We start from the raw sequence: 24,948 nt of genomic DNA, 5'->3' as shown, positions 1-24,948 counted from the left end.
TTTCTGTTTTTTTTCTTTTTCCCCCCCGCCGCCGTGCGGCCGCTCGTCAGCGCAGCGCGAGCACGGCCGCGTCCGTCAGGGAGGCCCACACCACCCGCGCCTCCGCGAACCCCGCCTCGCGCAGCGCGGCGATGTGCCAGGCCGGGGGCGCCACCTCCCCCTCCGAGTGGTCGCCCGCCGACGGGTCCCCGAAGATTCCGAAGCGCTCGGCCGCCGGCTCCGCGAGCACCGGGTCCGCGGCGACCTCACGCCACCAGCCCGCCCAGTCCTCCACGCCGGCCGCCTTCTCCCGCTCCTGTCGGGCCTCGGTGAAGGCCGCCCACGCCGCGTCGATGCGCGGGGTGCCCGCCTCCGGCTCCGGCATGTGGTCGGCGTTGAGGAAGACGCCGCCCGGCCGCAGCACGCCGTCGGCGAGCCGGCCGTAGAGCGCGCGCAGCTGCTGTCTGGTCAGCCAGTGCAGCGCGGTGGAGGTGAGCACCGCGTCGTAGGAGCCGTGCGGGAGCAGGGAGGGCCAGTCCGGGTCGGTGAGGTTCGCCGTGACGAAGGTGGCGCGCGGCTCGTCCCGGAACGTGCCCCGCGCGATGGTCAGCAGCGCCGGGTCGAGGTCGACGCCCGTGCTCACGGCGCCGGGGAGGCGGCGCAGCAGCCGGGCGGTGATGCTGCCGGTGCCGCAGGCCAGGTCCAGGACCCGGGGCGCGTCGCCGACGAGCGCCTCGACGGCGTCCAGCATCACCCGGTACCGCTCCTCGCGGTCCGGCATGTACCACTCCTGCTGACGGTCCCAGCGCTCCTGCCACGCCTGCCAGTTGACCGACGCGTCGTTCCTCACACCCGCCATTGGTAATGACCCTTCTCGCACAGTGGCCCTTACTCGGTACCGTTGACTATAGACGGCGGCTGGTAAGGAACACAAGTGGAACTGACCTATTACTCGGACTACGCGGTCCGGCTGGTGAACACCGAGGAGCCCCTCCGCGGCACGGACAGCCTGACCTCGGTCAACGCCGTCCGCGCGCTGTTCGGCGAGGCGCAACAGGCCGCCCGCCGCGCCGGCGACGCCGACGTGGTCCGCCTGCGGGGCGTGCGCACGCGCCTGCGCGCCGTCTTCACGGCGGCGGCCGAGGGCGACGAGGTCAGGGCGGTCGACCTGCTCAACGCCCTGCTGCTGGAGTACCCGGCGAGCCCGCAGATCTCCGGCCACGACTACCTCGACGAGGAGGGCCGCCCCCGCTGGCACCTGCACCTGGCCGAGCACCCCTCCAACGCGAGCGCCGGGTACGCCGCCACCGCCTGCATGGGCCTGGCCTTCCACCTGACCGAGGTGGGCGTGGACCGGCTCGGCATCTGCGAGGGGGCGCCCTGCCGCAACGCCTACATCGACACGTCGACCAACCGGTCCCGCCGCTACTGCTCCGACCGCTGCGCCACCCGCGCGAACGTCGCCGCCTACCGGGCCCGCAAGCGGCGCGAGCGCGAGCTGAGCGGCCGGACCGCCCCCAGCAGCCAGCGGGCGATCGCCAGCGGCGAGCGCTGAACGTCCCCGGGCCCGCGCAGCCGCAGCACCGCCCGCGCCACCACCAGCTCGTCGGGCACGACCCCGAACTCCCTGCTGTCGTTGGGCACGTACGGGTTGTCCCCGAGCACCCACCAGCCCTCGTCGCGCCGTTCCGCGGCGCGCTTGACGATGAGCAGGTCGTGCCGGAAGGGGTGACGCACCACCACCACGTCGCCGCGCCGGATCCTGGCCCGGTACCGCAGCACCATCCGGTCCCCGGGCACCAGCGTCGGCACCATCGAGGGGTTGGTCACGTCGGCCAGCCCCAGCGGCAGCGGCATCGCGGCGTCCTCCCTGTCGCGCTTCCCGTCACGTCTCCCGGCCCGTCCACGGCCCGTCCACGGCCGGTCCACGGCCGGTTTCCCGACACTGTGCCCGACCCGCGCCGTGGCGTCGGCCCGGCCCCCGCACCCCGCCCGGCTCGCGGGCCGCCGGAGCGCGGCCACACCGTCCCCAGCCGTAGGCCACACACCGGACTTTGGGCCTAAGCCCCTGCCGCGGCGCGGGCCCCAGCGGGAAAACGGCACTTTCCCGGAGTAGTCTCACCCGAGAGAAGACGATCACGAGGAAGGACAGCTTCATGCTCTCCCGCCTGTTCGCCCCGAGGGTGACGGTCAGTGCCCACTGCGACCTGCCCTGCGGTGTGTACGACCCGGCCCAGGCCCGGATCGAGGCCGAATCCGTCAAGGCCATCCAGGAGAAGTACCAGGCCAACGACGACCCGCACTACCGTGCCCGTGCCACCGTCATCAAGGAGCAGCGGGCCGAGCTGGCCAAGCACCACGTCTCCGTCCTGTGGAGCGACTACTTCAAGCCGCCGCACTTCGAGAAGTACCCCCAGCTCCACTCGCTGGTGAACGAGACCCTCAAGGCCCTCAGCACCGCCAAGGGCTCCACCGACCCGGCCACGGGCCAGAAGGCGCTCGACCTCATCGCCGAGATCGACACCATCTTCTGGGAGACCAAGAAGGGCTGACCCCGCGTCACGCCCCCCGACCTGCGACGCCCTTGGTCGCAGCGTCTCCCTGTGTCCGCACCCGGTCCGCGGTCCGCCGAGCACGGCGCCCACGACGGACCGGGTGCGGTCGTCTTCGCCCGGCCACGGGTGGGCGCGGACCCGCGGCGTGCCGACCGCCGAACGCCCCGCCCCTCGCTTCCCTCCCGCGGGCGCAGCTCAGCGGCACCCCTCCTCCGTCGTGAGCAGCCCCCGCCTCGGTCCTCGGCGGCCTCCCCCGACCGACGTCGGACGCGGACGACGTCCAACCGCACGCCGGTCGTCCGCGGGCCTGCGGGGATCTCGAAGGCGACGTCGACGCTGACCTGGCGTGGTGGCACCGCCCGTCCCGCGGACGGCGGGGAATCGTTACGTGATCATGCCACCCGGGCAGGATCGCGGGAGCGCGCCCGGGGCCCCTTCCCGACGGCGCGGAAGCCGATCCCGCCCTACTCCGGAGCGCCCGCCCGTCGCCCGCGGCGCCCACCCACGGAGGGAAGTCACCGATGCTCCTCACAGCCCACCCACCCAGACCGAGACGGACCGCGCGGGGCCTGGCCGCCCTGACGGCCTGCGCCCTGGCCGCCGTCCTGGGGACCACCGCCCTGTCCCCGGCCGCCGCCGAGCCCACCGCCGAGCCCGCCACCGAGCCGGCCGTCGAGGTCTCGGTCAACGCCACACTCGGACTCGGCACCATCGACGAGGCCGCGTTCGGCGTCAACACCGCCATCTGGGACGGCAGCATGAACGACCCGGAGGTCGCCACGCTGATGGGCGACGCGGGCATCGGGGTGATGCGCTACCCCGGCGGTTCCTACGGCGACATCTACCACTGGGAGGACCACACCGCTCCCGGCGGCTACGTCGCACCCGACACCGACTTCGACGCCTTCATGGGCACGGTGCGGGCCACCGGCGCCCAACCGATCATCATCGCCAACTACGGGACCGGAACCCCCGAGGAGGCCGCCGAATGGGTCCGCTACGCCAACATCACCCAGGGCTACGGCGCGAAGTACTGGGAGATCGGTAACGAGATCTACGGCAACGGCCACTACGGCGCCGCCTGGGAGGCCGACGACCACCCCGACAAGAGCCCCCGGGAGTACGCCCGCAACGTCCTGGCCTACGCCGACGCGATGAAGGCGGTCGACCCGACCATCGAGATCGGCGCCGTCCTGACCACCCCCGGCGACTGGCCCGACGGCATCGTCGGCCCGGGCGACACCGCGGACTGGAACCACACGGTGCTGTCCATGGTCGCCGACACCGTCGACTTCGTCATCGTGCACTCCTACCCCGGCGGCGCCAGCGCCGACGAGGCACTGGACCGGGCCGCCCGCCTGCCCGGACAGCTCCGCGAGGTCCGCCGGCAGATCGACCGGTACGCCGGGGACCGTTCGGCCGAGATCGGCATCGCGCTGACCGAGGTCAACTCCAACGTCCAGCAGACCAGCCGCCCCAACGGCCTGTTCGCCGCCGACGTCTACATGACCGCCCTGGAGAACGGCGTCTTCAACGTCGACTGGTGGAACACCCACAACGGCCCGACGCAGGTGAACTGGGTCGACGGCGAGTTCGACACCAACGACGCCGGCCTGCTCTCCAGCGGCGGCTGCATCGAGGACGTCTGCCAACCGCCGCTCCACACCCCGTTCCACCCCTACTACGGCATCAAGTCCCTCACCCACCTCGGCCAGCCCGGCGACACCATGGTGGCCGCCACCTCGAGCAGCGAGGAGGTCTCGGTGCACGCGGTGCACCAGGCGGACGGCGAGCTGAGCGTCATGCTGATCAACAAGAGTCCGGACCAGTCCCTCCCGGTGGAGCTCGACTACGCCGGCTACACCCCGACCGCCGAACCCGCGGTCGTCCACCGCTACGGACGCGGCGACACCGACGTCACCCGGGTCACCGCGGCCGACGCGCGGGTGCTGCCGCCCTACTCGATCACCACCGTCACCGTCGCCCCGCACCACCGGGACACGTCCGTCGAGGCGCCCGGCGCGCCGGAGGTAACCGCCGTGGACAGCACGACCGCCACCCTCTCCTGGCCGGCGGCCCCCGGCGGCGAACCGGTCCGCTACGAGGTGTACGAGCGCCTGGGGGCCACCGCCCAACTGCTGGGCAGCTCCACCACCACCTCCCTGACGCTCGCCAACCTGCCCCCCGGCTCGGAACACACCGTCAACGTCGTCGCCCGGGACGCCGACGGGCGGCTCTCCCGGCCCTCGGAACCGCTGACGTTCGCCACCACCTCGCCACGGGACAGCACCTGCGAGGTGACCTACCGGGTGGACACCAGCTGGAGCAGCGGCTTCGTCGCCACCGTCACCCTCACCAATCTCGCCGACACCCAGATCAACGGCTGGAGTCTCGACTTCTCCTGGCCCAGTGCCGGTCAGACCCTCCAGAGCGCCTGGAACGCCCGGGTCACCGGCGACGGCCGGCAGGTCCACGTGACCGACGACGGCGGCAACGCGTTGCTCGCCCCGAACGGCGGCTCCACCGCCACCTTCGGCTTCGTCGCCGCCAACGAGGGGGCCAACCCGCCACCGACCGCGTTCCGGCTCAACGGCACCGTCTGCCACACCATCACCTGACCCACCCCCGCGGCACCGGCCCGCCGGCCGGGTCCCGCACGGGTCCGCGTCACCCGTCCCGGCCGCCGTCCAGCCCGCGGCGGCGGCCAACGGCGCAGGGCCCACCGTCCCGCACCCGGCTCCCCTGGCCGCCCCTCCCGGCGGCCACGGCGGGCCGGGTGCGGTGTGTCCCCGGGCGGCGCCGGCACCGGGGTCACGCCCGGTCGGTGGCGCCCGGGGCCCCCGGGCGCGGCGCCCGCAGGTGGCGCAGCAGGGCCGGCGGCTCGCCGGTGTGGAGGACGCCGAGGCGCTGGGTGGGGCGGGTGAGCGCGACGTAGAGGTCGTTCAGTCCGCGCGGCGAGCCGGCCACGACGGCGTCCGGGTCGACGACGACGACCGCGTCGAACTCCAGGCCCTTGGCGCTCCTCGGATCGAGCACGGCCACCCGGTGCCCCGTTCCCGCCGCCCCCTCCGGCGTCCCGCCCGCGGCCTCGACCTCCCTGACCAGCGCCTCCCGCAGGACGTCGGGGGCGATCACCCCGACCCGGCCCCGCGGGAACGCGGCGGCGGCACGCAGCGCCTCCCGGGCGGCCTCGGCGGCCAGCCGCTCCCGCGGCACCGACCGGCGCCACGGCGGGGTCCCGCAGGAGCGGACCGCGCGGGGCGCCTTGCCCCCGCGCGCCGGGTCGACGGCACGCAGCACCGTCTCGGCGAGCTCGGCGATCTCGCTCGGGAGCCGGTAGTTGACCGTCAGCTCGGCCAGCCGCCACCGGTTGCCGACGTGGGGCGCGAGGACCTGCTCCCAGGAGTCCGCCCCCGCGACGTGTGAGGTCTGGGCGATGTCGCCGACCACCGTCATCGAACGGGCGGGGCAGCGGCGTGCCAGCAGCCGCCACGCCATGCCGGACAGCTCCTGCGCCTCGTCGACCACCACGTGCCCGAACGCCCACGTGCGGTCGGCCGCGGCCCGCTCGGCCGGGGTGCGGTGGTCGGCCTCGCGGTGGCGCTCGGCGAGCAGTTCGGCGTCCAGGACGTCGTGCGCCGACAGCAGTTCGGCGTCCTCGCCGTCCTCGTCGACGTCCGTGGTGCGGGAGCCGTAGGCCACGTCGAGCGCCTCCTGCGCGAGGGCCAGCCGCTCCGCGTGGTCGGCGGCGGCGGCCTCGCGGGCGGCGCGGGCCCGGCGTGGCTCGGTGCCCAGCAGCTCGGCGGCCTCGTCCAGCAGCGGCACGTCCGCCGCCGACCAGCCCGACGCGTCGGCGGGTCGCAGCAGCGCGGCCCGCTCCTCCTCGGTGAGGCCGGGCGCGGCGGCGGCCAGCCGGGCCGGCGAGGCGAGGAGTTCGGCGAGGAGCCGTTCCGGGGTGAGCGCCGGCCACAGCCGCTCGACGGCCTCGCGCACGGCCGGGCTCCCGCGCAGCTCCTCGCGCAGCTCCTCGAACTCCTCCGCCCCGACGAGGAGTCCACCGTCGAACACGTCGGTGCCGTACCGCTCGGCGAGACGGGGCGTGAGGACGTCGACGAGCAGGCGGTGGACGATCGGCTGGGCCTCGTTGTGCGGCAGCCGCGCGGCGCGGGCACGGTCGCGGGCGCGGGAGATCTCGGCGGGGTCGAGGGTGAGGACCACGTTCTCGTGCTCGATCTCGACCGGCTCGGACGGCACGTGCTGGCGGTCGCGGACGGCGGCGGCGACGACCTCGGCCATCGCGGGCCGTCCCTTGATCTCGGCGACCCGGGGCGTCTCGGGCCGCCGCGCGCGCACGCCCGGGTACAGCTCGTCGACGGTGGCCAGCAGCACCCCGGTCTCGCCGAGGGAGGGCAACACCTCCTCGACGTAGCGCAGGAACGTCGGCGTGGGGCCGACGACCAGCACCACGCTGCGGGCCAGCCGTTCCCGCTGGGTGTAGAGGAGGTAGGCGGCCCGGTGCAGCGCGACGGCGGTCTTCCCCGTGCCGGGGCCGCCCTGCACGACGAGGACGCCGGTGTGGGGGGAGCGGATGACCGCGTCCTGCTCGGCCTGGATGGTGGCGACGATGTCCGACATCCGACCGCTCCTCGGCGCGGTCAGGGCGTCGAGCAGGGCGGTGTCGCCGGCGACGTCCGCTGCTCCGTCGAATTCCTCGTCCCTCACGGCGGTCACGGTTCGGCCTCGACTGCTGATGTGGCGGCGGCGTCTGAGGTTCTGCGGCGAAACGGCGGTGGCCGTGTAGAACGGCCGGGCCGCGGGAGTGCGCCAGTCGATCTGGAGCGGCTCGTCGTCGGTGGGCGCGCCGGACCGTGCGCCCGCGCGGCCGTCTCCGGGCCCGGCCCCGTCGTCGAGAATTCCGATCCGGCCGATATGGCGGACGGCTCCGTCCCGAAGGTCGATCCGGCCGAAACACAGGCCGTTCTCCACCGCGTCGAGACGGGCGAGCCGACCCGCCAACTCGCCTGCCGCGACGTCCCGTTCGGCCAGTTGCTGGTGGCCGGTCCCGGCACGTCCCAGCACCTCCTCCAGCCGGCTCCTGGTCTCCTGGCGCATCGAGTCGAGCCGTTCGTAGAGCCGTGTGACGTGGGACTGCTCGCTCTCTTCGCTTGACACTCGGATCCTCAATTCGCTAGAATTCGCTTAGTCGAATTTCACATCTGATGCTTGGTCAAGCACAGACGAAGAATGAAATATATCGAGTTTATCGTCCCGCCGCGACAATTCGGCGGGATTTTTGTTTCCGGCCCTCGGACATGCGAATCCGCGCGGCTCGCGGGGGTGTCCGGCGCCCGGCGCGCGTGCCCGGGAGACGGGCGCCGACCCCGGCCGTCCGCCCCGGGAAGTCCCCACCCCTCGGCAGGATTTGACCAGACAGAACCAGACACCAACAGCATCGGGTGCATTACCATGAGTGATGCCGTCCTGTCGCAGGCCACGGTGGCCGCCCCTCTCCCCGCGACCACGGGCGACACCAGGCCGCGGATCGCGGTAGCGTCGCAGGGGCGCCCCGGCAGTGCCCGTGTGCGCTCAGTCAGTGTCAGCCACTGTGGAGGTGAGGGTGTCCCACATCCGAGGTGAGCCCGGTTCGCAGGACTTCGTCGAGGTCCGGCTGCCGGCGGCGGGTGCTTATCTGTCGGTGCTGCGGACGGCCACGGCCGGCCTCGCCGCCCGGCTCGACTTCACCCTGGACGAGATCGAGGACCTGCGCATCGCCGTGGACGAGGCGTGCGCGATCCTGCTGCAACAGGCGCGGCCGGGCAGCGTGCTGGACTGCGTGTTCACGCTCGTCGGCGACGCGCTGCGGGTCACGGTCTCGGCACCCACCACGGAGGGGCACGCGCCCGAGCGGGACACCTTCGCCTGGACGGTACTGACGGCGCTCGCGGGGGAGGTCGAGTCCACCGTGGCGGAGGACAGGACGGTCAGCATCAGCCTGCACAAGAAGCGCGGCGCCGCCCCCGGTGCGCCGTGACCGGCGTGCAGGGGCCGCCACGGGACGAGGGGGCCGAGGTGAACGAGGTGAAACAGGCGGCCAGGGCCGCCCGTCCGGAACGGCTGCCGCAGCCCCAGGGCGCGGCCACGCCGGAGATTCCGGGTCAGCCGGTGGGCTCCGCGGAGCACGCGCCGCAGGTCGAGGTCGTCCCCGAGGCCGTCCCCGACGGGGCCCAGGTGCGCCCGGCCGACGGCCACGAGCCGATCGGCACGGTGGAGCTGGCGCCCCCGGCCCGCCCCGCGCGCCCGGTGGGCACGGCCCGCGCCGGGCGGCGGTCGCTGTCCGACGCGCACGACCGCAGCACCGCGCGTGACCTCTTCGTCGAGCTGCGGACGCTGCCGGAGGGCTCGGCCGAGCGGGCCGCGCTGCGCGACAGCCTGGTCCGCATGCACCTCCCGCTCGTCGAGCACCTGGCGCGGCGCTTCCGCAACCGCGGCGAGCCGTTGGACGACCTGACCCAGGTCGCCACCATCGGCCTGATCAAGTCGGTCGACCGCTTCGACCCCGAGCGGGGCGTGGAGTTCTCCACCTACGCCACCCCCACCGTCGTCGGCGAGATCAAGCGGCACTTCCGCGACAAGGGCTGGGCGGTGCGGGTGCCGCGCCGTCTCCAGGAGCTGCGGCTGTCGTTGAGCACGGCCACGGCCGAGCTCTCCCAGCAGCACGGCCGGGCGCCGACGGTTCACGAGCTGGCGCAGCGGCTGAACATCTCCGAGGAGGACGTGCTGGAGGGCCTCGAGTCGGCCAACGCGTACAGCACGCTCTCCCTCGACGTCCCGGACACCGACGACGAGTCGCCCGCCGTGGCCGACACGCTCGGCGCCGAGGACGACGCGCTGGAGGGCGTCGAGTACCGCGAGTCACTCAAGCCGCTGCTGGAGGAGCTGCCGCCCCGGGAGAAGAAGATCCTGCTGCTGCGCTTCTTCGGGAACATGACGCAGTCGCAGATCGCCCAGGAGGTGGGCATCTCCCAGATGCACGTCTCCCGGCTGTTGGCCCGCACGCTCGCGCAGCTGCGCGAGAAGCTGTTGGTGGAGGAGTAGGCGGCAGGCGGCGGCCCGTCACCGGCCGCTGCCGCCGCGGGCCGGCGGCACACCCTCGCGGGCGCCGACGCCCAGCGCCTCGGACGCCGTGGGGTTGACCAGGCAGCCGAGCACGGCGAGGGCCGTGAGCGCGAGCGCGGCGGCGCCCAGCGGCCACAGCCCGCCGGCTCCGGCCATCGGCCCGGCGGTGGGCAGCGCCAGCAGCTGCGTGATCACGGCGGGCCCGCGGCTCCAGCGACGCAGCCGCCACAGCCCGTGCCCGGCGGCCAGGGGCAGCGCGGCCAGCAGCAGCACCATGACGGCGCCGGTCGCGGCCTGGGTCACGTCGTCGGGGTCGCCGAAGGCGAGAAGGAGCAGCATGACGCCGCCGAGCGCGGCGACGACCACCCCCTGGACGCCGCAGAGCAACGCCGCGGCGCTCACGCGGCGAGGGCGCCGCTCGGAGAGCGTGTCCTCGCCGGCCGTCTCCGCCCGGCCCGCCGATTCGTCCCGCGGTGATGCTGTCCTGCTCACCCCGCCAGGGTATAGCCCGCCCGTCCCCCGCGACCTCGCACCCGAGCTCGTTTAAGTACGCTGCACATCATGCGCGCTCTTCTCGTGGTCAACCCCGTCGCCACCACCACCAGCGCGCGGACCCGTGACGTTCTGTGCCGGGCCCTGTCCAGCGAGGTGAAGCTGGAGGTGGCGGCCACCGAGCACCGGGGGCACGCCCGGGAGTTGGCGCGCGAGGCGGCGCAGCGGGCGTCGGCCGACGTGGTGATCGCGCTCGGCGGCGACGGCACCGTCAACGAGGTGGTCAACGGCCTGCTGCACGACGGGCCCGAGCGGGAGGCCGACCCCGCAGCGGGGGCAGGGGACGGAGCCGGAGCCGGGGGTGGGGAGGGCGGCGGCGGGGACGGCGGCGCACGGCGGGTGCCGCGCCTGGCGGTCGTGCCGGGCGGCTCGACGAACGTCTTCGCCCGCGCCCTCGGCCTGCCGAACGATCCGGTGGAGGCCACCGGCGCGCTGCTCGACGCGATGCGCGCCGGGCGCGAACGCCCCATCGGTCTGGGCCTCGCGAGCGGCACGCCGGGCACGGCCGACGCCGAGGTTCCGGCGCGCTGGTTCACGTTCACCGCCGGTTTCGGCTTCGACGCCGGAGTGGTCGGCCGGGTGGAGTCACAGCGCGAGCGCGGGCGGCGCTCCACCCACGCGCTCTACGTGCGGCAGGCGATACGGCAGTTCCTCGGCGACCACCAGCGGCGCACGCACGGCACGATCACGCTGGCGCGTCCCGGGCACGAGCCGGTCGAAGGACTGGCCCTGTCGATAGTCTGCAACACCGCGCCCTGGACCTTTCTGGGAAACCGTCCGATCTACGCCGCCCCCCGGGCGTCCTTCGACACCGGTCTCGACGTGCTCGGGCTGACGAAACTCTCCGCCGCCGCCGTCACCCGGTACGGCACGCAACTGCTGCGTTCGACGCCCGAGCGGGGGCCCGAGGGGCGGCACGTGGTGGCCCTGCACGACGAGCCGGAGGTGACCTTGCGATCGCAGGCGTCCCTCCCGTTCCAGCTGGACGGAGACCATCTCGGCCTGCGCACGAGCGTTAGTTTCACGGGCGTCTCGCGTGCACTGCGTGTGATTGTGTGAGCGGAACGCCGGAAAGTCCTTCCAGTCGAACGTTTAGCCCAGACTCCACCCAGGCGAAGTACGGCTGTGAGCAAGTCGACACCAAGGAATCAAAAAAAACTTTCCGGAAGGGGTTGTATCCGTCGCCGAGGTTTGCGAACCTCTTCATGGCGATCGGGACGGCCGAGCCGACCTCGACCCCCTTGAGAGCCCGAACCCCCCTCCCCCGAAGCTGAGCACCGGCTCGTTTCTTCGGGGAGGATTCGTGAAAGCGTTCACATTCACAAGCAACGAGACTGCAACCCGCAGGAGATGGAGCAGACATGGACTGGCGTCACAGCGCCGTTTGCCGCGAAGAGGACCCCGAGCTCTTCTTCCCTATCGGCAACACTGGTCCTGCGCTGCTGCAGATCGAGGAAGCCAAGGCCGTCTGCCGCCGCTGCCCCGTCATGGAGCAGTGTCTGCAGTGGGCTCTGGAGTCCGGCCAGGACTCCGGCGTATGGGGCGGGATGAGCGAGGACGAGCGCCGCGCGATGAAGCGCCGCGCCGCCAGGAACCGGGCGCGCAAGGCCAGCGCCTAGGGACACGCCCGGCGGGCTCGCCCACCCGCCATCACCGCCACCCAGCTGCCCCGAGCCGCAGCGCGCAGCACCGCCTCGGTGCACACGCGAAAGAGCACGAACATCACGTGAACCGCACGAGCCCCGCCCCGGAGAGCCTGTAGCCCCGGAGTGGGGCTCTGTGTTGTGCGCCCACGGGGGCGTCATCTGGTGGGTGATGGTGTGCGGTGGTGTGCGTCGACGTTCGCGAGTCCGCCGCGTCGGGTGCGGGACGGTCACGAACGTGCACGGGGCTTCACGACGGGCGACGGCAGGTCACGACGGCCCAGGCTGATTCACGAGGGTTCACGGAATCATCGTTTGCTGGGGTTGAGGGGAAGGTCGAGGACGACGCGTGTGCCGCCCTCCGCGGCGTGCACCATGTCGAACCCGCCCCCCAGCTCGCCCTCCACGAGGGTGCGGACGATCTGGAGTCCGAGATTGCCGTGGTTGCGCGGGTCGAAGGTCTCCGGCAGGCCGCAGCCGTTGTCCCGCACGGTGACCAACAGGCGGCCCGGCTGGGCGCGCCGGGGCTCGGAACGCGTCGCGTGGACCTCGACGGTGCCCCGTTGGCCCGGACCGAAGGCGTGCTCCAGGGCGTTCTGCATCAGCTCGGTGAGGACCATGGACAACGGGGTCGCCGTCTCGGCGTCGAGTATGCCGAAGTGGCCCTGCCGGTGGCCGGTCACGCGCCCGTCGGGAGAGAGCTCGGCCACCATGGCGATCACCCGGTCGGCGATCTCGTCGAACTCGACGCGTTCGTCGAGGTTCTGGGAGAGCGTCTCGTGGACGATGGCGATGGAGCCGACGCGTCGCACCGCCTCGTCGAGGGCGGCGCGGGCGCGGTCGTCCCCGCTGGCGCCGATGCGTCGGGACTGTAGGCGCAGCAGCGCGGCGACGGTCTGGAGGTTGTTCTTCACCCGGTGGTGGATCTCCCGGATGGTGGCGTCCTTCGTCATCAACTCCCGCTCGCGGCGGCGTAGTTCGGTGACGTCGCGGAGGAGGATCAGGGAGCCGATGCGCTCGCCCTTGGGCTTGAGGGGGATCGCGCGCAGCTGCACGACGCAGTCGTCGCCCTCGATCTCGGCCTCGCGGGGCGCCCAGCCGCTGGCGAGCTTGACGAGCGACTCGTCGACCGGGCCGCGGGTGGGGGCGAGCTCCGCGGTGGTCGGGCCGAGCGGCAGCCCCACCAGGTCGGTGGCCAGGCCCAGGCGGTGGTAGGCGGACAGGGCGTTGGGGCTCGCGTACTGGACGACGCCGTCGGCGTCGAGCCTGATGAAGCCGTCGCCCACGCGCGGAGCGCGGTCCATGCCCACCTGCTGGCCGGGGAACGGGAAGGCGCCGCCGGCGATCATCTGGGCGAGGTCGGAAGCGCTCTGGAGATAGGTGAGCTCCAGACGGCTCGGGGTGCGGACGGTCAGGAGGTTGGTGTTCCTGGCGATGACGCCGAGCACCCGGTCCCCGCGGCGGACCGGGATCGACTCGATGCGCACGGGCACCTCCTCGCGCCACTCCGGGTCGCCCTCGCGCACGATCCTGCCCTCGTCCAGGGCCATGTCCAGCAGGGGGCGCCGGCCCCGGGGGACGTGGTGGCCGACCATGTCGTCCTGGTACGAGGTGGGGCCGGTGTTCGGCCGCATCTGGGCGACGGAGACGTACCGCGTGCCGTCGGAGGTGGGCAGCCACAGGACCAGGTCGGCGAACGAGAGGTCCGCCAGGAGCTGCCACTCGGAGACCAGCAGGTGGAGCCACTCGAGGTCGCGTTCCTCGAGGTCGGTGTGCTGGCGCACGAGGTCGTTCATGGAGGGCACGGTGGCGAGCTTACCGGCGCGAGGGGCGCGAGCCCGGCGCGCGGTGTGCGCGAGGGGTGCGACCGGAGACGACGGGTGCCGGCGCCGTGCGCGCACGGTGAGCGCACGAAGTCGGCTCAGAGCATGGACACGCGCACGGGGTGAAGTCCAGAATGGCGAACGGACAACGCGACGGCTTCTGTCCTCCCCGCACAGGAGGGCAGAGCGAGACCCAGGCGCTTTCTGCCCTGACGGCGCCCCGGGCTCGCATCGCTCCGGGCTGCGGTGCCGCGAGGGTTGAGGGTCCCTCCCCGGCGCCGCGGCCCGTGGGTGTTTTTCGGGGGCGCGCGGCACTCCGCCCGGGGTTTTCCGAGGTGGGCCGCGCGTGCGGGGCCCCTCCCCCGCGGGCGGCCGACCGGCCGCGCCCGGCCGTCAGGCGGGCCACGCCCGCATCGCCGCCTCGGCCACGGCCTCCAGGTCCGCCCGGCTGGCGCCGTCCCGTGCCTGCTGGCTCATGCCCTGCACGACCGCTCCGTAGAAGCGGGCGAGGCCGGCGGTGTCGGTCCCTGGCGGGAGCGTTCCCGCGGCGACGTCGGCGCGGAGGCGCCGTTCCAGCAGCGTGACGTTTCCCTCACGCCGTCGGCGCATCGCGGCCGCGACCTCCGGCGAGGTCCCGAAGCTGGCGGAGGCCGTGATCACCATGCAGCCCGGCGGGTGGTCCGGGTGGGTGTAGCCGACGGCGGCCTCGCGCAGCATGCGGGAGATGGCCTCGCGGGCGGTCGGCTCCTCGTCCAGGGGGCGCTGGACGACGTTGCCGTACCGCCGGACGTAGTCCTCCAGGACCTCCTCGAAGAGGGTCTTCTTGTCGCCGAAGGCGGCGTAGAGGCTGGGCGCTCCGATGCCCATGACGCGGGTGAGGTCGGCGATGGAGGTGGCGTCGTAGCCCCGCTCCCAGAACAGGCGGGTGGCACGCTCCAGGGCCTGCTGGCGGTCGAACGAGCGGGGCCGGCCGCGCGGTCTGGGCGTCATGGAGTCGATTCTAGGATTGCCGCACCCGGTTTTCTGTAGCGTCTCCTACACAATGTCGGAGGAGGGTGCTAGGGTCCTTTCTGTAGCGACCGCTAGAGAAACATTGAGACGAACGGGGACCCGTCATGGGCACACTCACGGGCAGGACGGCGCTGGTCACGGGCGGCAGCCGGGGCATCGGGCGCGCCATCGCGGAGCGGCTGGGCCGCGACGGCGCACGGGTCGGGGTGCACTACAACGAGCGCGAGGCTGCGGCCAAGGAGACGGTGGCGGCGATCGAGGCGGCGGGCGGCAGCGCCTTCGCGGTCCAGGCGAGGCTGGGTGAGCCGGGCGACGCCGAGGCGCTGTGGGCCGCGTTCGACGCGCAGGCCGACGGGCTGGACGTCCTGGTGCACAACGCGGGCGTCGTCGTACCGCCAGCCGGCGTCGCCGCGACCACGTGGGAGGACTTCGACCGGGTCTTCGCCACCAATGTCAGGGCGCCGTTCTTCCTCACCCAGCAGGGCCTGGACCGGCTGCGGGACGGGGGGAGGATCATCGCGGTCTCCTCGGGCCTGGCGCGCCGGCCCGCGAACATGCCCGGCCTCGTCGCGTACTCGATGACCAAGGCCGCGCTGGACGTGTTCACCACCGTCCTCGCCAAGGAGCTGGCGCCCCGCGGCATCACGGTCAACGCCGTGGCGCCCGGCGTCGTCGACACGGACATGAACGCCGGCTGGCTGCGGGCGAGCGAGGAGGGACGGCGGCAGGGCGCGGCGGCCGCCGCGCTCGGGAGGGTGGGAGATCCCGGGGACATAGCCGACGTGGTCGGGTTCGTCGCCTCGGACGACGCCCGCTGGGTCACGGGGCACTGGCTGGACGTCACCGGCGGCTCGCTGCTGTAGCGGCCCGCAGGTGTAGGGGGCCTCCCTCTCCCTGTCCCGCCGCGGCTCTGCTCCGCGTCGCTTTCGGCAGCCCTGGTGCCCGGCCCTCCTCCGCGCGCGCCGGGCTCCGCGGCGCCCGCGGAGGAGGGCGGGCCCTCGGTTTCAGCGGGTCCGGGTCACCTTGGCCAGGGCCCGGGGGGCGTCGGGGTCCTGGCCCCGGGCGAGGGTGACCTCGTGGGCGAGCCGTTGCAGCGGCAGGATCTCCAGGATGGGCTGGAGTTCCTCGGGCATGCCGCCGCTGGGCAGGGCGAACCCGGCCGAGGCCGCCTCGACCTCGCTCCCGGGCCCGATCACGACGAGGTCCGCGCCGCGGTCGCGGAGCCGGTCGAGGACCGGCCGCAGCGCCTGACCGGCCCGGCCGTCCGGCACGATCGCGATCACCGGGGAGACGTTGTCCACCATGGCCAGCGGGCCGTGCAGCAGGTCCGCTCCCGAGTAGGAGAGGGCGGGGATGTAGCTGGTCTCCATGAGTTTGAGCGCCGCCTCCTTGGCGGTCGGGTAGCCGTAGCCCCGGGAGGTGATGACCATGCGCTCGGCGAAGCGGTAGCGGGCGGCGAGGGCACGCACCTCGTCGGCCCGGTCCAGGACCGCGGCGGCCAGCTCGGGCAGCGGTGCGGCGGCTCCCTCGTGGCCGGCGCCGCCGGGGCCCGCGCCGTTGGAGCCGGCGGCGTCGCCGGCGCCGCGGGCCGCCCGCAGGCCCTCCACCAGCAGGTAGAGCGCCAGCAGCTCGGCGGTGTAGGTCTTGGTGGCCGGCAGGGCCCGCTCGGGGCCGGCCAGCACGTCGATGTGGTACTCGCTGGTCGCGGCCAGTGGTGAGTCGGCGTTGTTGGTCACCGCGAGGGTCACCGCGCCGGAGCGGCGTGCGGCGGCGGTGGAGGCCACCAGGTCCGGGGAGCCGCCCGACTGGCTGACCGCGATGACCAGGCAGTCGGTGAGGTCGGGGCGCGCTCCGTAGGCGGTGGTGGTGGACATGGATGCCAGGCCGCAGGGCAGGCCCAGCCGGATCTCCAGCAGGTACTTCGCGTAGAGCGCGGCGTTGTCCGAGGTGCCGCGCCCGGCCAGCAGCGCGAAGCGGGGCTGGCGGGCCGCGATCCTCCGGGCCACCTCGCGGATGGGGGTGGCGCCCTGGTCGAGGAGGCGGCGCAGCACGCGGGGCTGCTCCGCCATCTCGCCGGCCATCAGCTGGCCGGGCCGTGCGCTGTCGTGAGGGCTGTGGGGCATGGGACTCCTCCGTGCGATCCGTGGCTGAGGGTGTGCCTCGGACGTCAGCTGGTGCGTCCGGTGAGGGCCTCGGCGGCGGCGCGGGCGAGCACGCGCGCCGCACCGTGCGTGGCCAGGTGGGACGAGCCGGCCGGGGTCGTGTGGGGCACGCCCATCTCGACGACGATCGTCTCGGGCCGGGCGGCCAGCAGGGCCCGCAACGCGTCCGCCATCCAGCGGTGGCGGTGCGCGTCGCGGACCACGGCGACGACGGGGCTCTCCCCCGCGGCGCGCAGGACGGCCGCGGCCGTCTCCTCGGGCGGGAGCCGCTCGGCCGCCTCCCGGGTGTGCTCGCCGGAGCGGGTGCCCGGCAGCAGCCGCTCCAGTTCGGGTGCCAGGCCCCAGGGGGTCCGTCGGCCGACGGCGATGCTGGCCGTGGGCGTGAAGGTGGCGACGTAGGGCGGCGCGGTCAGGGGCAGGGCCGGCGGCTTCCCGTCGGGTCCGGTGATCCGGAGGGCGCGGCGGGCAGCGGCCAGGCCGACGTCCGCCGCGTCGGCGGCCGGCCCCGCGGGGCCGGCCCCACCGGCCGCCGCGCGGGCGGAGGCGGTCCAGCGGCCGAGCGCGCGGAGGCGTTCGGCGGCGTCGTGGAGCCGCTCCTCCGGCAGCTCGCCGTCGCGGACGGCCTGGACGAGGGCGTCGCGCAGGTGGAGCACCTCCGCCTCGTCGGAGGGAGTGCCGCCCACGCAGATCGCGTCGGCGCCGGCAGCGATCGCCAGCACGCTGCCCCGCGCCAGGCCGTAGGTGCCGGTGATCGCCCGCATCTCCATGGCGTCGGTGTAGACGACCCCGTCGAAGCCGAGGCCGCCCTCGGCGACCGGACCGCGCAGCAGCCCGGCGAGCACGGCGGGGCTGAGGGTGCCGGGGCGCTCGGCGTCGAGGGCGGGCAGCAGGATGTGCGCGGACATCACGCAGCGGGTGCCCGCCGCCACGGCCGCGCGGAACGGGACCAGCTCGCGGGCTTGGAGGGTGTCGACGTCCACGTCGATGCGGGGCAGCGCCAGGTGGGAGTCGACGCGGGTGTCGCCGTGCCCGGGGAAGTGCTTGGCGCAGGCCGCCACGCCGGCCTCCTGGAGGCCCGTCACGTAGGCGGCGGTGTGGCGGGCGACCAGCTGCGGGTCGTCGCCGAAGGAACGGACCCCGATCACGGGGTTGTCCGGGTCGGAGTTGACGTCGGCCGAGGGCGCCCAGTTCACGGTGACGCCGCACGCCGCCAGGCGCCGTCCGATGGCGGCCGCCACCGCGCGGGTGAGCTCGGGGTCGTCGATGCCGCCCAGGGCGTGGTTGCCGGGGAAGGCCGAGCCGGTGAGCGCGTCGAGCCGGGTGACGTCGCCGCCCTCCTCGTCGATGGCGACCAGCACCTCGGGCCGCGCCGAGCGCAGCTGGGCGGTGAGCGAGGCGAGCTGCTCGTCCGAGACGACGTTGCGGCCGAAGACGCCGACGCCCGTCATGCCGTTCTCCAGCTGGGCGAGCAGCCAGGCGGGAGCGGTCGTCGTGCCGGCGAAGGTGGGATGGAGGACGGCCAGGGCGTCCCTCGTCAGGGTGTCGCTCCCGGGCACGGCGTGACTCATGGTGGCTGTCCCTTCGCGGTGCCGGATCAGAACGGGCGGGCCGGCCCGTGCCGGGCGCGCGGGCCCCGCACGGTCCCGCGTGGCCCCCGCTCCCGGGTCCGGAATCCGGGCACGGAACCCTCTGGGCTAGACCCTTGGCCTAGACCACTGAGGGCGTCAAGGGCGCGCGAGGGGCTCACGCGTCTCCGTTACCGTTCCGACATCTGCGCGGGGGAGCACCGTGCCTCACCCGCGTGCCACGATGTGAGCCGCGATGTTCACACGAGGTGGGAGGTTCCGCAGGTGGCGCGAGAGGGAGACACGACCACCGGCGTCTCCGGCCCGGGAGGGGCGGCAGACGCCGCCGACCGCGCCCGCACCGCCCGCGTCCCGAAGTACTACCGCCTCAAGCGGCACCTCCAGCAGATGACCGAGACCATGCCGCCCGGCACCCCGGTGCCGCCCGAACGCTCGCTGGCCTCCGAGTTCGACACCTCCCGCACGACCGTGCGCCAGGCGCTGTCGGAGCTGGTCGTCGAGGGCCGTCTGGAGCGCATCCAGGGCAAGGGCACCTTCGTCGCCAAGCCCAAGGTCTCCCAGGCCCTCCAGCTGACCTCCTACACCGAGGACATGCGCGCCCAGGGCATGGAGCCCGCCTCCCAGCTCCTGGAGATCGGCTACATCACCGCCAACGAGCGCCTGGCCCGGCTGCTCGACCTGCGGCCCGGCGGCCGGGTGCTGCGCATCGAGCGGCTGCGCCTGGCGAACGGCGAGCCGATGGCGATAGAGGCCACCCACCTCTCCCAGGAGCGCTTCCCCGCCCTCCGCCGCAGCCTGGTGCGGTACGCCTCGCTGTACGCCGCGCTCGCCGAGGTCTACGGCGTGCACCTGGCGAGCGCGGAGGAGACGATCGAGACCGCCCTGGCCAGCCCGCGGGAGGCCGGCCTGCTCGGCACCGACGTGGGCCTGCCGATGCTGATGCTCTCCCGCCACTCCCGGGACGCCGCGGGCGAGCCGGTGGAGTGGGTGCGCTCGGTCTACCGGGGCGACCGGTACAAGTTCGTGGCGAACCTGGAGCGGCCCACCCCCTTTCGTTAGGGCCCTCCGCCACCGCCCGCCACCGTCCTCGTGGTCGGCCGGACCGCGGCGCCGCCGCGTGTGCCGCGCGGCGCGGGCCCGCCGTGCCCGGACGCGTCACCGGGCGTCCCCACCCACGCCCCGCGCCGGGGCCCCGCGGGCGCTCCCCCGTCACCCCGGACCCTGCCGTCCCGGCCGTCCCTTCCCCTCCGCACACCTCTCCTGGTGCCGGACGTCTGGTCAGCCGCGCCGTGACGCCCTACATTCCGGCTGACGTCGACTGGGGCCGTGACGTCGGCAAGGAAGCTGACAGGACGGGGTAGGAAGGACGCCATGGCAGGACAACGAGGTCAAACACGGCAGCCGGGAGCCCTGATGCGGCTCGGTCCGCGCTCCGTCGCCATCTGGACCGCGGTGGCGCTGGTCGGCGCGACGGGCTGGGCCGTGCTGGCGCTGGCGCGCGGCGAGAACGTCTCCGCCGCGTGGATGCTGGCCGCGGCACTCGGCTCGTACGCCATCGCGTACCGCTTCTACGCCCGCTTCATCGTCACGCGCGTGCTGCGGGTCGACGCGACCCGCGCCACTCCCGCGGAGCGGCTCAACGACGGACTCGACTACCACCCCACCGACCGACGGGTGCTGCTCGGCCACCACTTCGCCGGCATCTCCGGCGCCGGCCCGCTGGTCGGCCCGGTGCTCGCGGCGCAGATGGGATACCTGCCGGGCACGATATGGATCGTCGCCGGCGTGATCTTCGCGGGCGCCGTCCAGGACATGGTGGTGCTCTTCTTCTCCACCCGGCGCGACGGCAAGTCCCTGGGCCAGATCGCCCGCGAGGAGATCGGACCGATCGGCGGCGTCGCCGCGATCATCGCGATCTTCGTGATCATGATCATCCTGCTCGGCGTGCTGGCGCTCGTGGTCGTCAACGCGCTCGCCGAGTCGCCCTGGGGCACCTTCTCCGTGGGGCTCACCATCCCCATCGCCCTCTTCATGGGCTTCTACCTGCGGTACCTGCGGCCCGGCAGGGTCGCCGAGGTCACCGTCATCGGCGTCGCGCTGCTGATGCTGGCGATCGTCTCCGGCCGCTGGGTCGCCAACTCCGGCCTGGCCGACACCTTCACGCTCGACCCGAACGCCCTGGTCATCTGCCTGGTGGTCTACGGCTTCGCCGCCTCGGTCCTGCCGGTGTGGATGCTGCTGGTCCCGCGCGACTACCTGTCGACGTTCATGAAGATCGGGACGATCGCGCTGCTGGCCGTCGCCCTGGTCGTGGTGCTGCCCTCGATGCAGATGGACGCCGTCACCGACTTCGCCTCACGCGGTGACGGACCCGTCTTCGCCGGCTCCCTCTTCCCGTTCGTCTTCATCACCATCGCCTGTGGCGCGGTCTCCGGCTTCCACGCCCTGATCTCCTCGGGCACCACGCCGAAGATGATCCAGAAGGAGACGCAGGTCCGCACCATCGGCTACGGCGCGATGCTGATGGAGTCCTCGGTGGCGATCATGGCGATGACCGCGGCCTGCGTGCTGGACCCCGGCATCTACTTCGCGATGAACGCCCCACCGGCCATGATCGGGGACACCCTCCAGTCGGCCTCGGAGACCATCACCTCCTGGGGCTTCACCCTCACACCCGACCAACTCGCGCAGGCCGCGGAGGCGGTGGAGGAGGAGTCGATCCTGTCGCGCACGGGCGGCGCGCCGACGCTCGCCCTCGGCCTGGCCGGCATCCTCGCCGACTTCATCGGCGGCGAGAGCATGATGAGCTTCTGGTACCACTTCGCCATCATGTTCGAGGCGCTGTTCATCCTCACCGCCGTGGACGCCGGCACGCGCGTGGGCCGCTTCATCCTCCAGGACGGCCTCGCCGACGCCCACCCGAAGCTCGCGAGGCTGCGTTCCACGACGTGGCTACCAGGGGTGTGGATCACCAGCGCCGTCGTCGTCGGCCTCTGGGGATACCTGCTGTGGGTCGGGGTCAACGACCCACTCGGCGGGATCAACACCCTCTTCCCGATCTTCGGCATCTCCAACCAGCTGCTCGCCGCCGTCGCCCTCGCCATCAGCACCGTGCTGCTGGTCAAGGCCGGCCGCGTCAGATACGCCTGGGTCACCGCCATCCCCATGGCCTGGATCGCCGTCGTGACCCTCACCGCCAGCTGGCAGAAGGTCTTCTCGGGCGACCCGCGCGTCGGCTTCCTGAGCCAGTACGACCGGTACCAGGAGGGCGTCGACGCGGGGCAGGTGCTGCCACCGGCCCAGGACATGGACGACATGCGGACCATCGCCAACAACTCCATGGTGGACGCGATCCTCACGGCCGTGCTGGCGCTGCTGGTCGTCGTGATCATCGCCGACGCGATGCGGGTCTGCGTGCGGACGATCCGCAACCCCGCCTCGGCGAAGCTCGCCGAGCATCCCCACGTGCCGTCGCGCACGATCGCCCCGGCCGGGCTCATCCCGACCAGGGAGGAACGCGAGGAACTCGTCGCCGCGGGGCTCGGCCCCGGCGGGGGCATCCCGGGCGAGGCCCCCGGCGCGGGCTCGGCCGCGACCTCGGCCGCGACCTCTGTCGCGAGCTCGCGGTCGGCGACGGCCACGCGCACCGTGGGAGAGGACGACGAGCGTGACGAACGAGAGGAGGTACGTGAGTGAGGGTCATCCGGAGGAGGTCGACGAGCGGATCGGCGGACGGGTCGGCGGCGCTGCCGGCGAGCGGTCCGGTGGGCGGGCCCGCCTGCGCGGCCACGAGCGGGCCGAGCGGGCCGAGCGGCAACCCCGTCGCCCGGCTGTGGTGGTACGTCCGCGAGTTCACCGGCGAGACGGCCTACGAGCGGTACACCGAACGGCTGCGCCGCGAGGACCCGGCCGCGCCCGTGCCCACCCGCCGCGAGTTCGAACGCTGGCGGACCGAGGAGCGCTACGGCGGCGGCGACCCGGCGAAGAAGTACTACCGGGGCTGCTGCTGACCTCGCGTCACCGGCCGTCGGACGAGAAGTAGTCCGGTATGCCGGGAACCTTGGAGGTGGTCGTGGCGTCTCAGGGCGAGAAGCCCGATGACGACTGCCACGACCACCTCCTCCGCGTCTCCCGCGCCGCCTCCCCCGACCGACCGCACCCGGTGCGGCGAACGGGGCAGCCGGTGGCCCTGGCGACGGCTCGACGCACGGCCGGCGCGACGTGGACGGTGGGACCCCCTCCTGCTGGCCGTCGCGTTCTTCGCCGTCTACGCCACGCTCTCCGTGAGTCGCTTCCTGCGGCACGGCGCGCGCTCCTGGGACCTCGGCATCTTCGAGCAGGCCGTCCGTTCCTACGCCCACCTCCAGGCCCCGGTCGCCGACCTGAAGGGCCGTGACTTCGTCATCCTCGGTGACCACTTCAGCCCGGTCACCGCGCTCCTCGCCCCCTTCTACCGCGCCTTCCCCAGTCCGGTGACGCTGCTGGTGGCGCAGGCCGCGCTGTTCGCGCTCGCCGTGGTGCCGGTCACCCGCGGCGCCGCCGCGCTGCTGGGGCGGGCGGGCGGCTTCGCCGTCGGAGTGGCCTTCGGACTGTCCTGGGGCGTCCAGCGGGCCGTGGAGTTCGACTTCCACGAGATCTGCTTCGCCGTGCCGCTGATCGCGTTCTCGCTGGAGGCGGTGCTGCGACGGCGCTGGCGGGCGGCGTTGTGGTGGGCGGCGCCGCTGCTGCTGGTCAAGGAGGACCTGGGCCTGACCGCCGCCGCCATCGCCGTGGTCGTCGCGGTCCGCGCCTGGCGGGGCGGGCAGGCGAGGGCCGCCACGATCGCCCTCGTGGTCGCGGGTGCCTGCGCCGTCGCGGCGCTGCTGACGGTCGGGGCCGTCATCCCCGCGTTCAACACCGCGGGCGCGTACGACTACCTCGACAAGCTCGAGGGCGAGGGCCCGTTGGAGGCCGCCGTCTCCGAGGTCGACACCAAGCTCCGCACGGTGCTGTGGATCCTGCTGCCCACCACCGGCCTGCTGGCGCTGCGCTCGCCCCTCCTGCTCGTCCTGCTGCCGACGCTGGCCTGGCGTTTCCTCGTTCCCGAGCCGCACTACTGGGGCACCGACTGGCACTACAGCGCCGTGCTGATGCCCGTCGTCGCGCTCGCGCTCGTCGACGCCGTCGCCCGCACCCGCGCCGAGGCCGGTCCCGGGCACCACGCCGACGTCACCGATCCCGCCGACGTCACCGACCCCGCCGAACCCGCCGACCCCGCCGACGCGAACGCCAGAACCCCGGCGGGCCGCCGGATCTGGGGCCGGCCGTGGCTGCGCGCCTACGCCCACCACCTGCCGACCGCCGTCCTCGCCGCCTCCCTGGCGCTGGCCACCACGCTGCCGACGGCGGCCCTCACCCACTCCGAGACCTACCAGCCGGGCACCGACGCCGACGCCGCCGACGTCCTGCGGCGGATCCCCGACGACGCCGAGGTGGCGGCCAACGTCCGGCCGATCGCCCACCTCACGGGCCGCTGCCGGGTCTTCTGGATAGGCCACACCGAGGACCCGGCGCCGGAGTACGTCGCGTACCACGACCCGGCGCGGTCACCCGAGAGCATCGCGGAGTACGTCCGCGCGCTCTACCACGGCGTCCACTACGCCGTGCTCGCCCAGGAGAGTGGATACGTCGTCCTGCGGCGCGCGTGACGCCCCGGACGACGAAAACGACGTGCCCGCCCCGCCGCGCCCGCCTACGTTCTCCCCATGGACTTCGTGATCAGGGACGCGACGGAGGCGGAGCTCGACGCGGCCGGGGAGCTGACCGCCCGGGTGTATCTGGCGGACGGGCTGCTCGACTACGGCGAGGAGGACCCGTACCTGTCCGAGCTGCGCGACGCCAGGCGCCGCGCCGCCCACGCCCAGGTGATGGTGGCGGTCGACGCCGACGGTGAGGTCGTCGGCACCGTGACCCACGTGGGCGCCGGCGGTGCGTTCGCGGACGTCTCGGGTGAGGGCGAGGCCGAGTTCCGCATGCTCGCCGTCGCGCCCGGCGCCCGCGGCCGAGGGGTGGGCGAGGCGCTCGTCCGCGAGTGCCTGCGACGCGCCCGCGAGGCCGGCAGGGCGCGTGTCGTGCTGTCCAGTCAGTCGCAGATGCACACGGCACACCGGCTCTACCACCGGCTCGGCTTCGTGCGAACCCCCGAGCGGGACTGGAAGCCGGTGCCCGAGCTGGACCCGCTCCAGGTGTTCGCATGTGAACTCTCCCCCGGCCGCGACGACGACCACAACATATAGGGGCTCTCGACAGCGGCGGCACAAGATGTATGCTCATCCTCGCTGCCACGCAGGGGAATCCGGTGCGAGTCCGGAACTGTCCCGCAACGGTGTGTGATGAGCTGATGTGCGCCCACACGAGTCCGAGTACCTGCCGGCGGCGTCGAACACGTCCGGGCCTCGTGGGCTGGGCCGACGGACGCGGCGCGGGTCTGTGCCTTCACGGGAGGGACGGCCGTGGCGGCGCGCCCGTCGCGCCCCGGCCAC

Annotated in this window: 21 protein-coding genes and 1 riboswitch; of the genes, 13 read left to right on the top strand and 8 right to left on the bottom strand. The window is 73.6% G+C overall.

Annotation, left to right across the window (positions count from 1 at the left end; translation table 11 throughout):
* Positions 1–46: 46 nt before the first annotated feature.
* Positions 47–838, bottom strand: a complete 792-nt coding sequence (locus ACTWP5_RS27050) for a class I SAM-dependent methyltransferase (RefSeq protein WP_443223753.1) — start codon at positions 836–838, stop codon at positions 47–49.
* A gap of 75 nt (positions 839–913) precedes the next feature.
* On the opposite strand from ACTWP5_RS27050, the gene ACTWP5_RS27045 reads away from it, so the two are divergent.
* Entirely contained in the window at positions 914–1,534 is a 621-nt protein-coding gene (locus tag ACTWP5_RS27045) for a CGNR zinc finger domain-containing protein (protein WP_443223752.1), read from the top strand.
* On the opposite strand, the gene sodX is transcribed toward ACTWP5_RS27045, so the two are convergent.
* The gene (gene sodX / locus ACTWP5_RS27040) at positions 1,447–1,836 is read right to left on the bottom strand and encodes a nickel-type superoxide dismutase maturation protease (RefSeq protein WP_443223751.1); all 390 of its coding nucleotides are present in this window, start codon (positions 1,834–1,836) and stop codon (positions 1,447–1,449) included. The genes ACTWP5_RS27045 and sodX overlap by 88 nt on opposite strands.
* A gap of 299 nt (positions 1,837–2,135) precedes the next feature.
* Here sodX and sodN point away from each other — a divergent pair, with 299 nt between their 5' ends.
* Both sodN and ACTWP5_RS27030 read left to right on the top strand, forming a co-directional pair.
* On the top strand, positions 2,136–2,531 hold the full coding sequence (gene sodN / locus ACTWP5_RS27035) for a superoxide dismutase, Ni (RefSeq protein WP_443223750.1): 396 nt from the start codon (positions 2,136–2,138) through the stop codon (positions 2,529–2,531).
* Positions 2,532–3,055: 524 nt separating this feature from the next.
* Positions 3,056–5,152: a cellulose binding domain-containing protein gene (locus ACTWP5_RS27030; protein ID WP_443223749.1), complete on the top strand. Its 2,097-nt coding sequence runs from the start codon at positions 3,056–3,058 to the stop codon at positions 5,150–5,152.
* Between the two features lie 193 nt (positions 5,153–5,345).
* Here ACTWP5_RS27030 and ACTWP5_RS27025 read toward each other — a convergent pair whose 3' ends face one another.
* Positions 5,346–7,646, bottom strand: a complete 2,301-nt coding sequence (locus tag ACTWP5_RS27025; RefSeq protein WP_443223757.1) for a HelD family protein — start codon at positions 7,644–7,646, stop codon at positions 5,346–5,348.
* Positions 7,647–8,151: 505 nt separating this feature from the next.
* Between ACTWP5_RS27025 and ACTWP5_RS27020 the strand changes: the two genes are divergently transcribed.
* On the top strand, positions 8,152–8,565 hold the full coding sequence (locus ACTWP5_RS27020) for an anti-sigma regulatory factor (protein WP_443223748.1): 414 nt from the start codon (positions 8,152–8,154) through the stop codon (positions 8,563–8,565).
* A gap of 38 nt (positions 8,566–8,603) precedes the next feature.
* Positions 8,604–9,629 (top strand): SigB/SigF/SigG family RNA polymerase sigma factor, encoded by a 1,026-nt coding sequence (locus tag ACTWP5_RS27015; protein ID WP_443223747.1) that lies wholly within the window; start codon positions 8,604–8,606, stop codon positions 9,627–9,629.
* An 18-nt stretch (positions 9,630–9,647) separates the two neighbouring features.
* Here the strand turns inward: ACTWP5_RS27015 and ACTWP5_RS27010 are convergent, their stop codons facing one another.
* Entirely contained in the window at positions 9,648–10,142 is a 495-nt protein-coding gene (locus ACTWP5_RS27010; protein WP_443223746.1) for a hypothetical protein, read from the bottom strand.
* Positions 10,143–10,211: 69 nt separating this feature from the next.
* On the opposite strand from ACTWP5_RS27010, the gene ACTWP5_RS27005 reads away from it, so the two are divergent.
* Both ACTWP5_RS27005 and ACTWP5_RS27000 read left to right on the top strand, forming a co-directional pair.
* Positions 10,212–11,261, top strand: a complete 1,050-nt coding sequence (locus ACTWP5_RS27005; RefSeq protein WP_443223745.1) for a diacylglycerol/lipid kinase family protein — start codon at positions 10,212–10,214, stop codon at positions 11,259–11,261.
* A 302-nt stretch (positions 11,262–11,563) separates the two neighbouring features.
* On the top strand, positions 11,564–11,821 hold the full coding sequence (locus ACTWP5_RS27000) for a WhiB family transcriptional regulator (RefSeq protein ID WP_059012246.1): 258 nt from the start codon (positions 11,564–11,566) through the stop codon (positions 11,819–11,821).
* 332 nt (positions 11,822–12,153) lie between these two features.
* Here the strand turns inward: ACTWP5_RS27000 and ACTWP5_RS26995 are convergent, their stop codons facing one another.
* On the bottom strand, positions 12,154–13,641 hold the full coding sequence (locus ACTWP5_RS26995; RefSeq protein ID WP_443223744.1) for a sensor histidine kinase: 1,488 nt from the start codon (positions 13,639–13,641) through the stop codon (positions 12,154–12,156).
* Positions 13,642–14,061: 420 nt separating this feature from the next.
* Entirely contained in the window at positions 14,062–14,658 is a 597-nt protein-coding gene (locus ACTWP5_RS26990; RefSeq protein ID WP_443223743.1) for a TetR/AcrR family transcriptional regulator, read from the bottom strand.
* Between the two features lie 125 nt (positions 14,659–14,783).
* Between ACTWP5_RS26990 and ACTWP5_RS26985 the strand changes: the two genes are divergently transcribed.
* Positions 14,784–15,542 (top strand): SDR family oxidoreductase, encoded by a 759-nt coding sequence (locus ACTWP5_RS26985; protein WP_443223742.1) that lies wholly within the window; start codon positions 14,784–14,786, stop codon positions 15,540–15,542.
* Positions 15,543–15,683: 141 nt separating this feature from the next.
* On the opposite strand, the gene ACTWP5_RS26980 is transcribed toward ACTWP5_RS26985, so the two are convergent.
* Complete coding sequence (locus ACTWP5_RS26980) at positions 15,684–16,802, bottom strand: SIS domain-containing protein (RefSeq protein ID WP_443223741.1); 1,119 nt, start codon at positions 16,800–16,802, stop codon at positions 15,684–15,686.
* A gap of 44 nt (positions 16,803–16,846) precedes the next feature.
* The gene (locus ACTWP5_RS26975) at positions 16,847–18,409 is read right to left on the bottom strand and encodes a glycoside hydrolase family 3 protein (RefSeq protein ID WP_443223740.1); all 1,563 of its coding nucleotides are present in this window, start codon (positions 18,407–18,409) and stop codon (positions 16,847–16,849) included.
* Positions 18,410–18,691: 282 nt separating this feature from the next.
* On the opposite strand from ACTWP5_RS26975, the gene ACTWP5_RS26970 reads away from it, so the two are divergent.
* The 5 genes from ACTWP5_RS26970 to ACTWP5_RS26950 all read left to right on the top strand — a co-directional run bounded on the left by ACTWP5_RS26970 (position 18,692) and on the right by ACTWP5_RS26950 (position 24,702).
* The gene (locus ACTWP5_RS26970; RefSeq protein WP_443223739.1) at positions 18,692–19,486 is read left to right on the top strand and encodes a GntR family transcriptional regulator; all 795 of its coding nucleotides are present in this window, start codon (positions 18,692–18,694) and stop codon (positions 19,484–19,486) included.
* Positions 19,487–19,840: 354 nt separating this feature from the next.
* A complete protein-coding gene (locus ACTWP5_RS26965) occupies positions 19,841–22,123 on the top strand; it encodes a carbon starvation CstA family protein (RefSeq protein WP_443223738.1) in 2,283 nt (760 codons plus the stop codon).
* Complete coding sequence (locus tag ACTWP5_RS26960; protein ID WP_443223737.1) at positions 22,120–22,437, top strand: YbdD/YjiX family protein; 318 nt, start codon at positions 22,120–22,122, stop codon at positions 22,435–22,437. Before ACTWP5_RS26965 ends, ACTWP5_RS26960 begins: the two co-directional genes overlap by 4 nt.
* A gap of 87 nt (positions 22,438–22,524) precedes the next feature.
* A complete protein-coding gene (locus tag ACTWP5_RS26955) occupies positions 22,525–24,114 on the top strand; it encodes a DUF2079 domain-containing protein (RefSeq protein WP_443223736.1) in 1,590 nt (529 codons plus the stop codon).
* Between the two features lie 57 nt (positions 24,115–24,171).
* Positions 24,172–24,702 carry a GNAT family N-acetyltransferase gene (locus ACTWP5_RS26950; RefSeq protein WP_443223735.1) on the top strand — a complete coding sequence of 177 codons (531 nt, stop codon included), beginning with the start codon at positions 24,172–24,174 and terminating at the stop codon, positions 24,700–24,702.
* Positions 24,702–24,854: riboswitch (cobalamin riboswitch) on the top strand. Its footprint overlaps the gene before it by 1 nt.
* Positions 24,855–24,948 lie beyond the last annotated feature (94 nt).

The organism is Streptomyces sp. 4N509B, assembly GCF_052245655.1.
Classification (GTDB): Bacteria; Actinomycetota; Actinomycetes; order Streptomycetales; family Streptomycetaceae; genus Streptomyces.
This window is presented reverse-complemented; position numbering and strand designations above follow the sequence as displayed.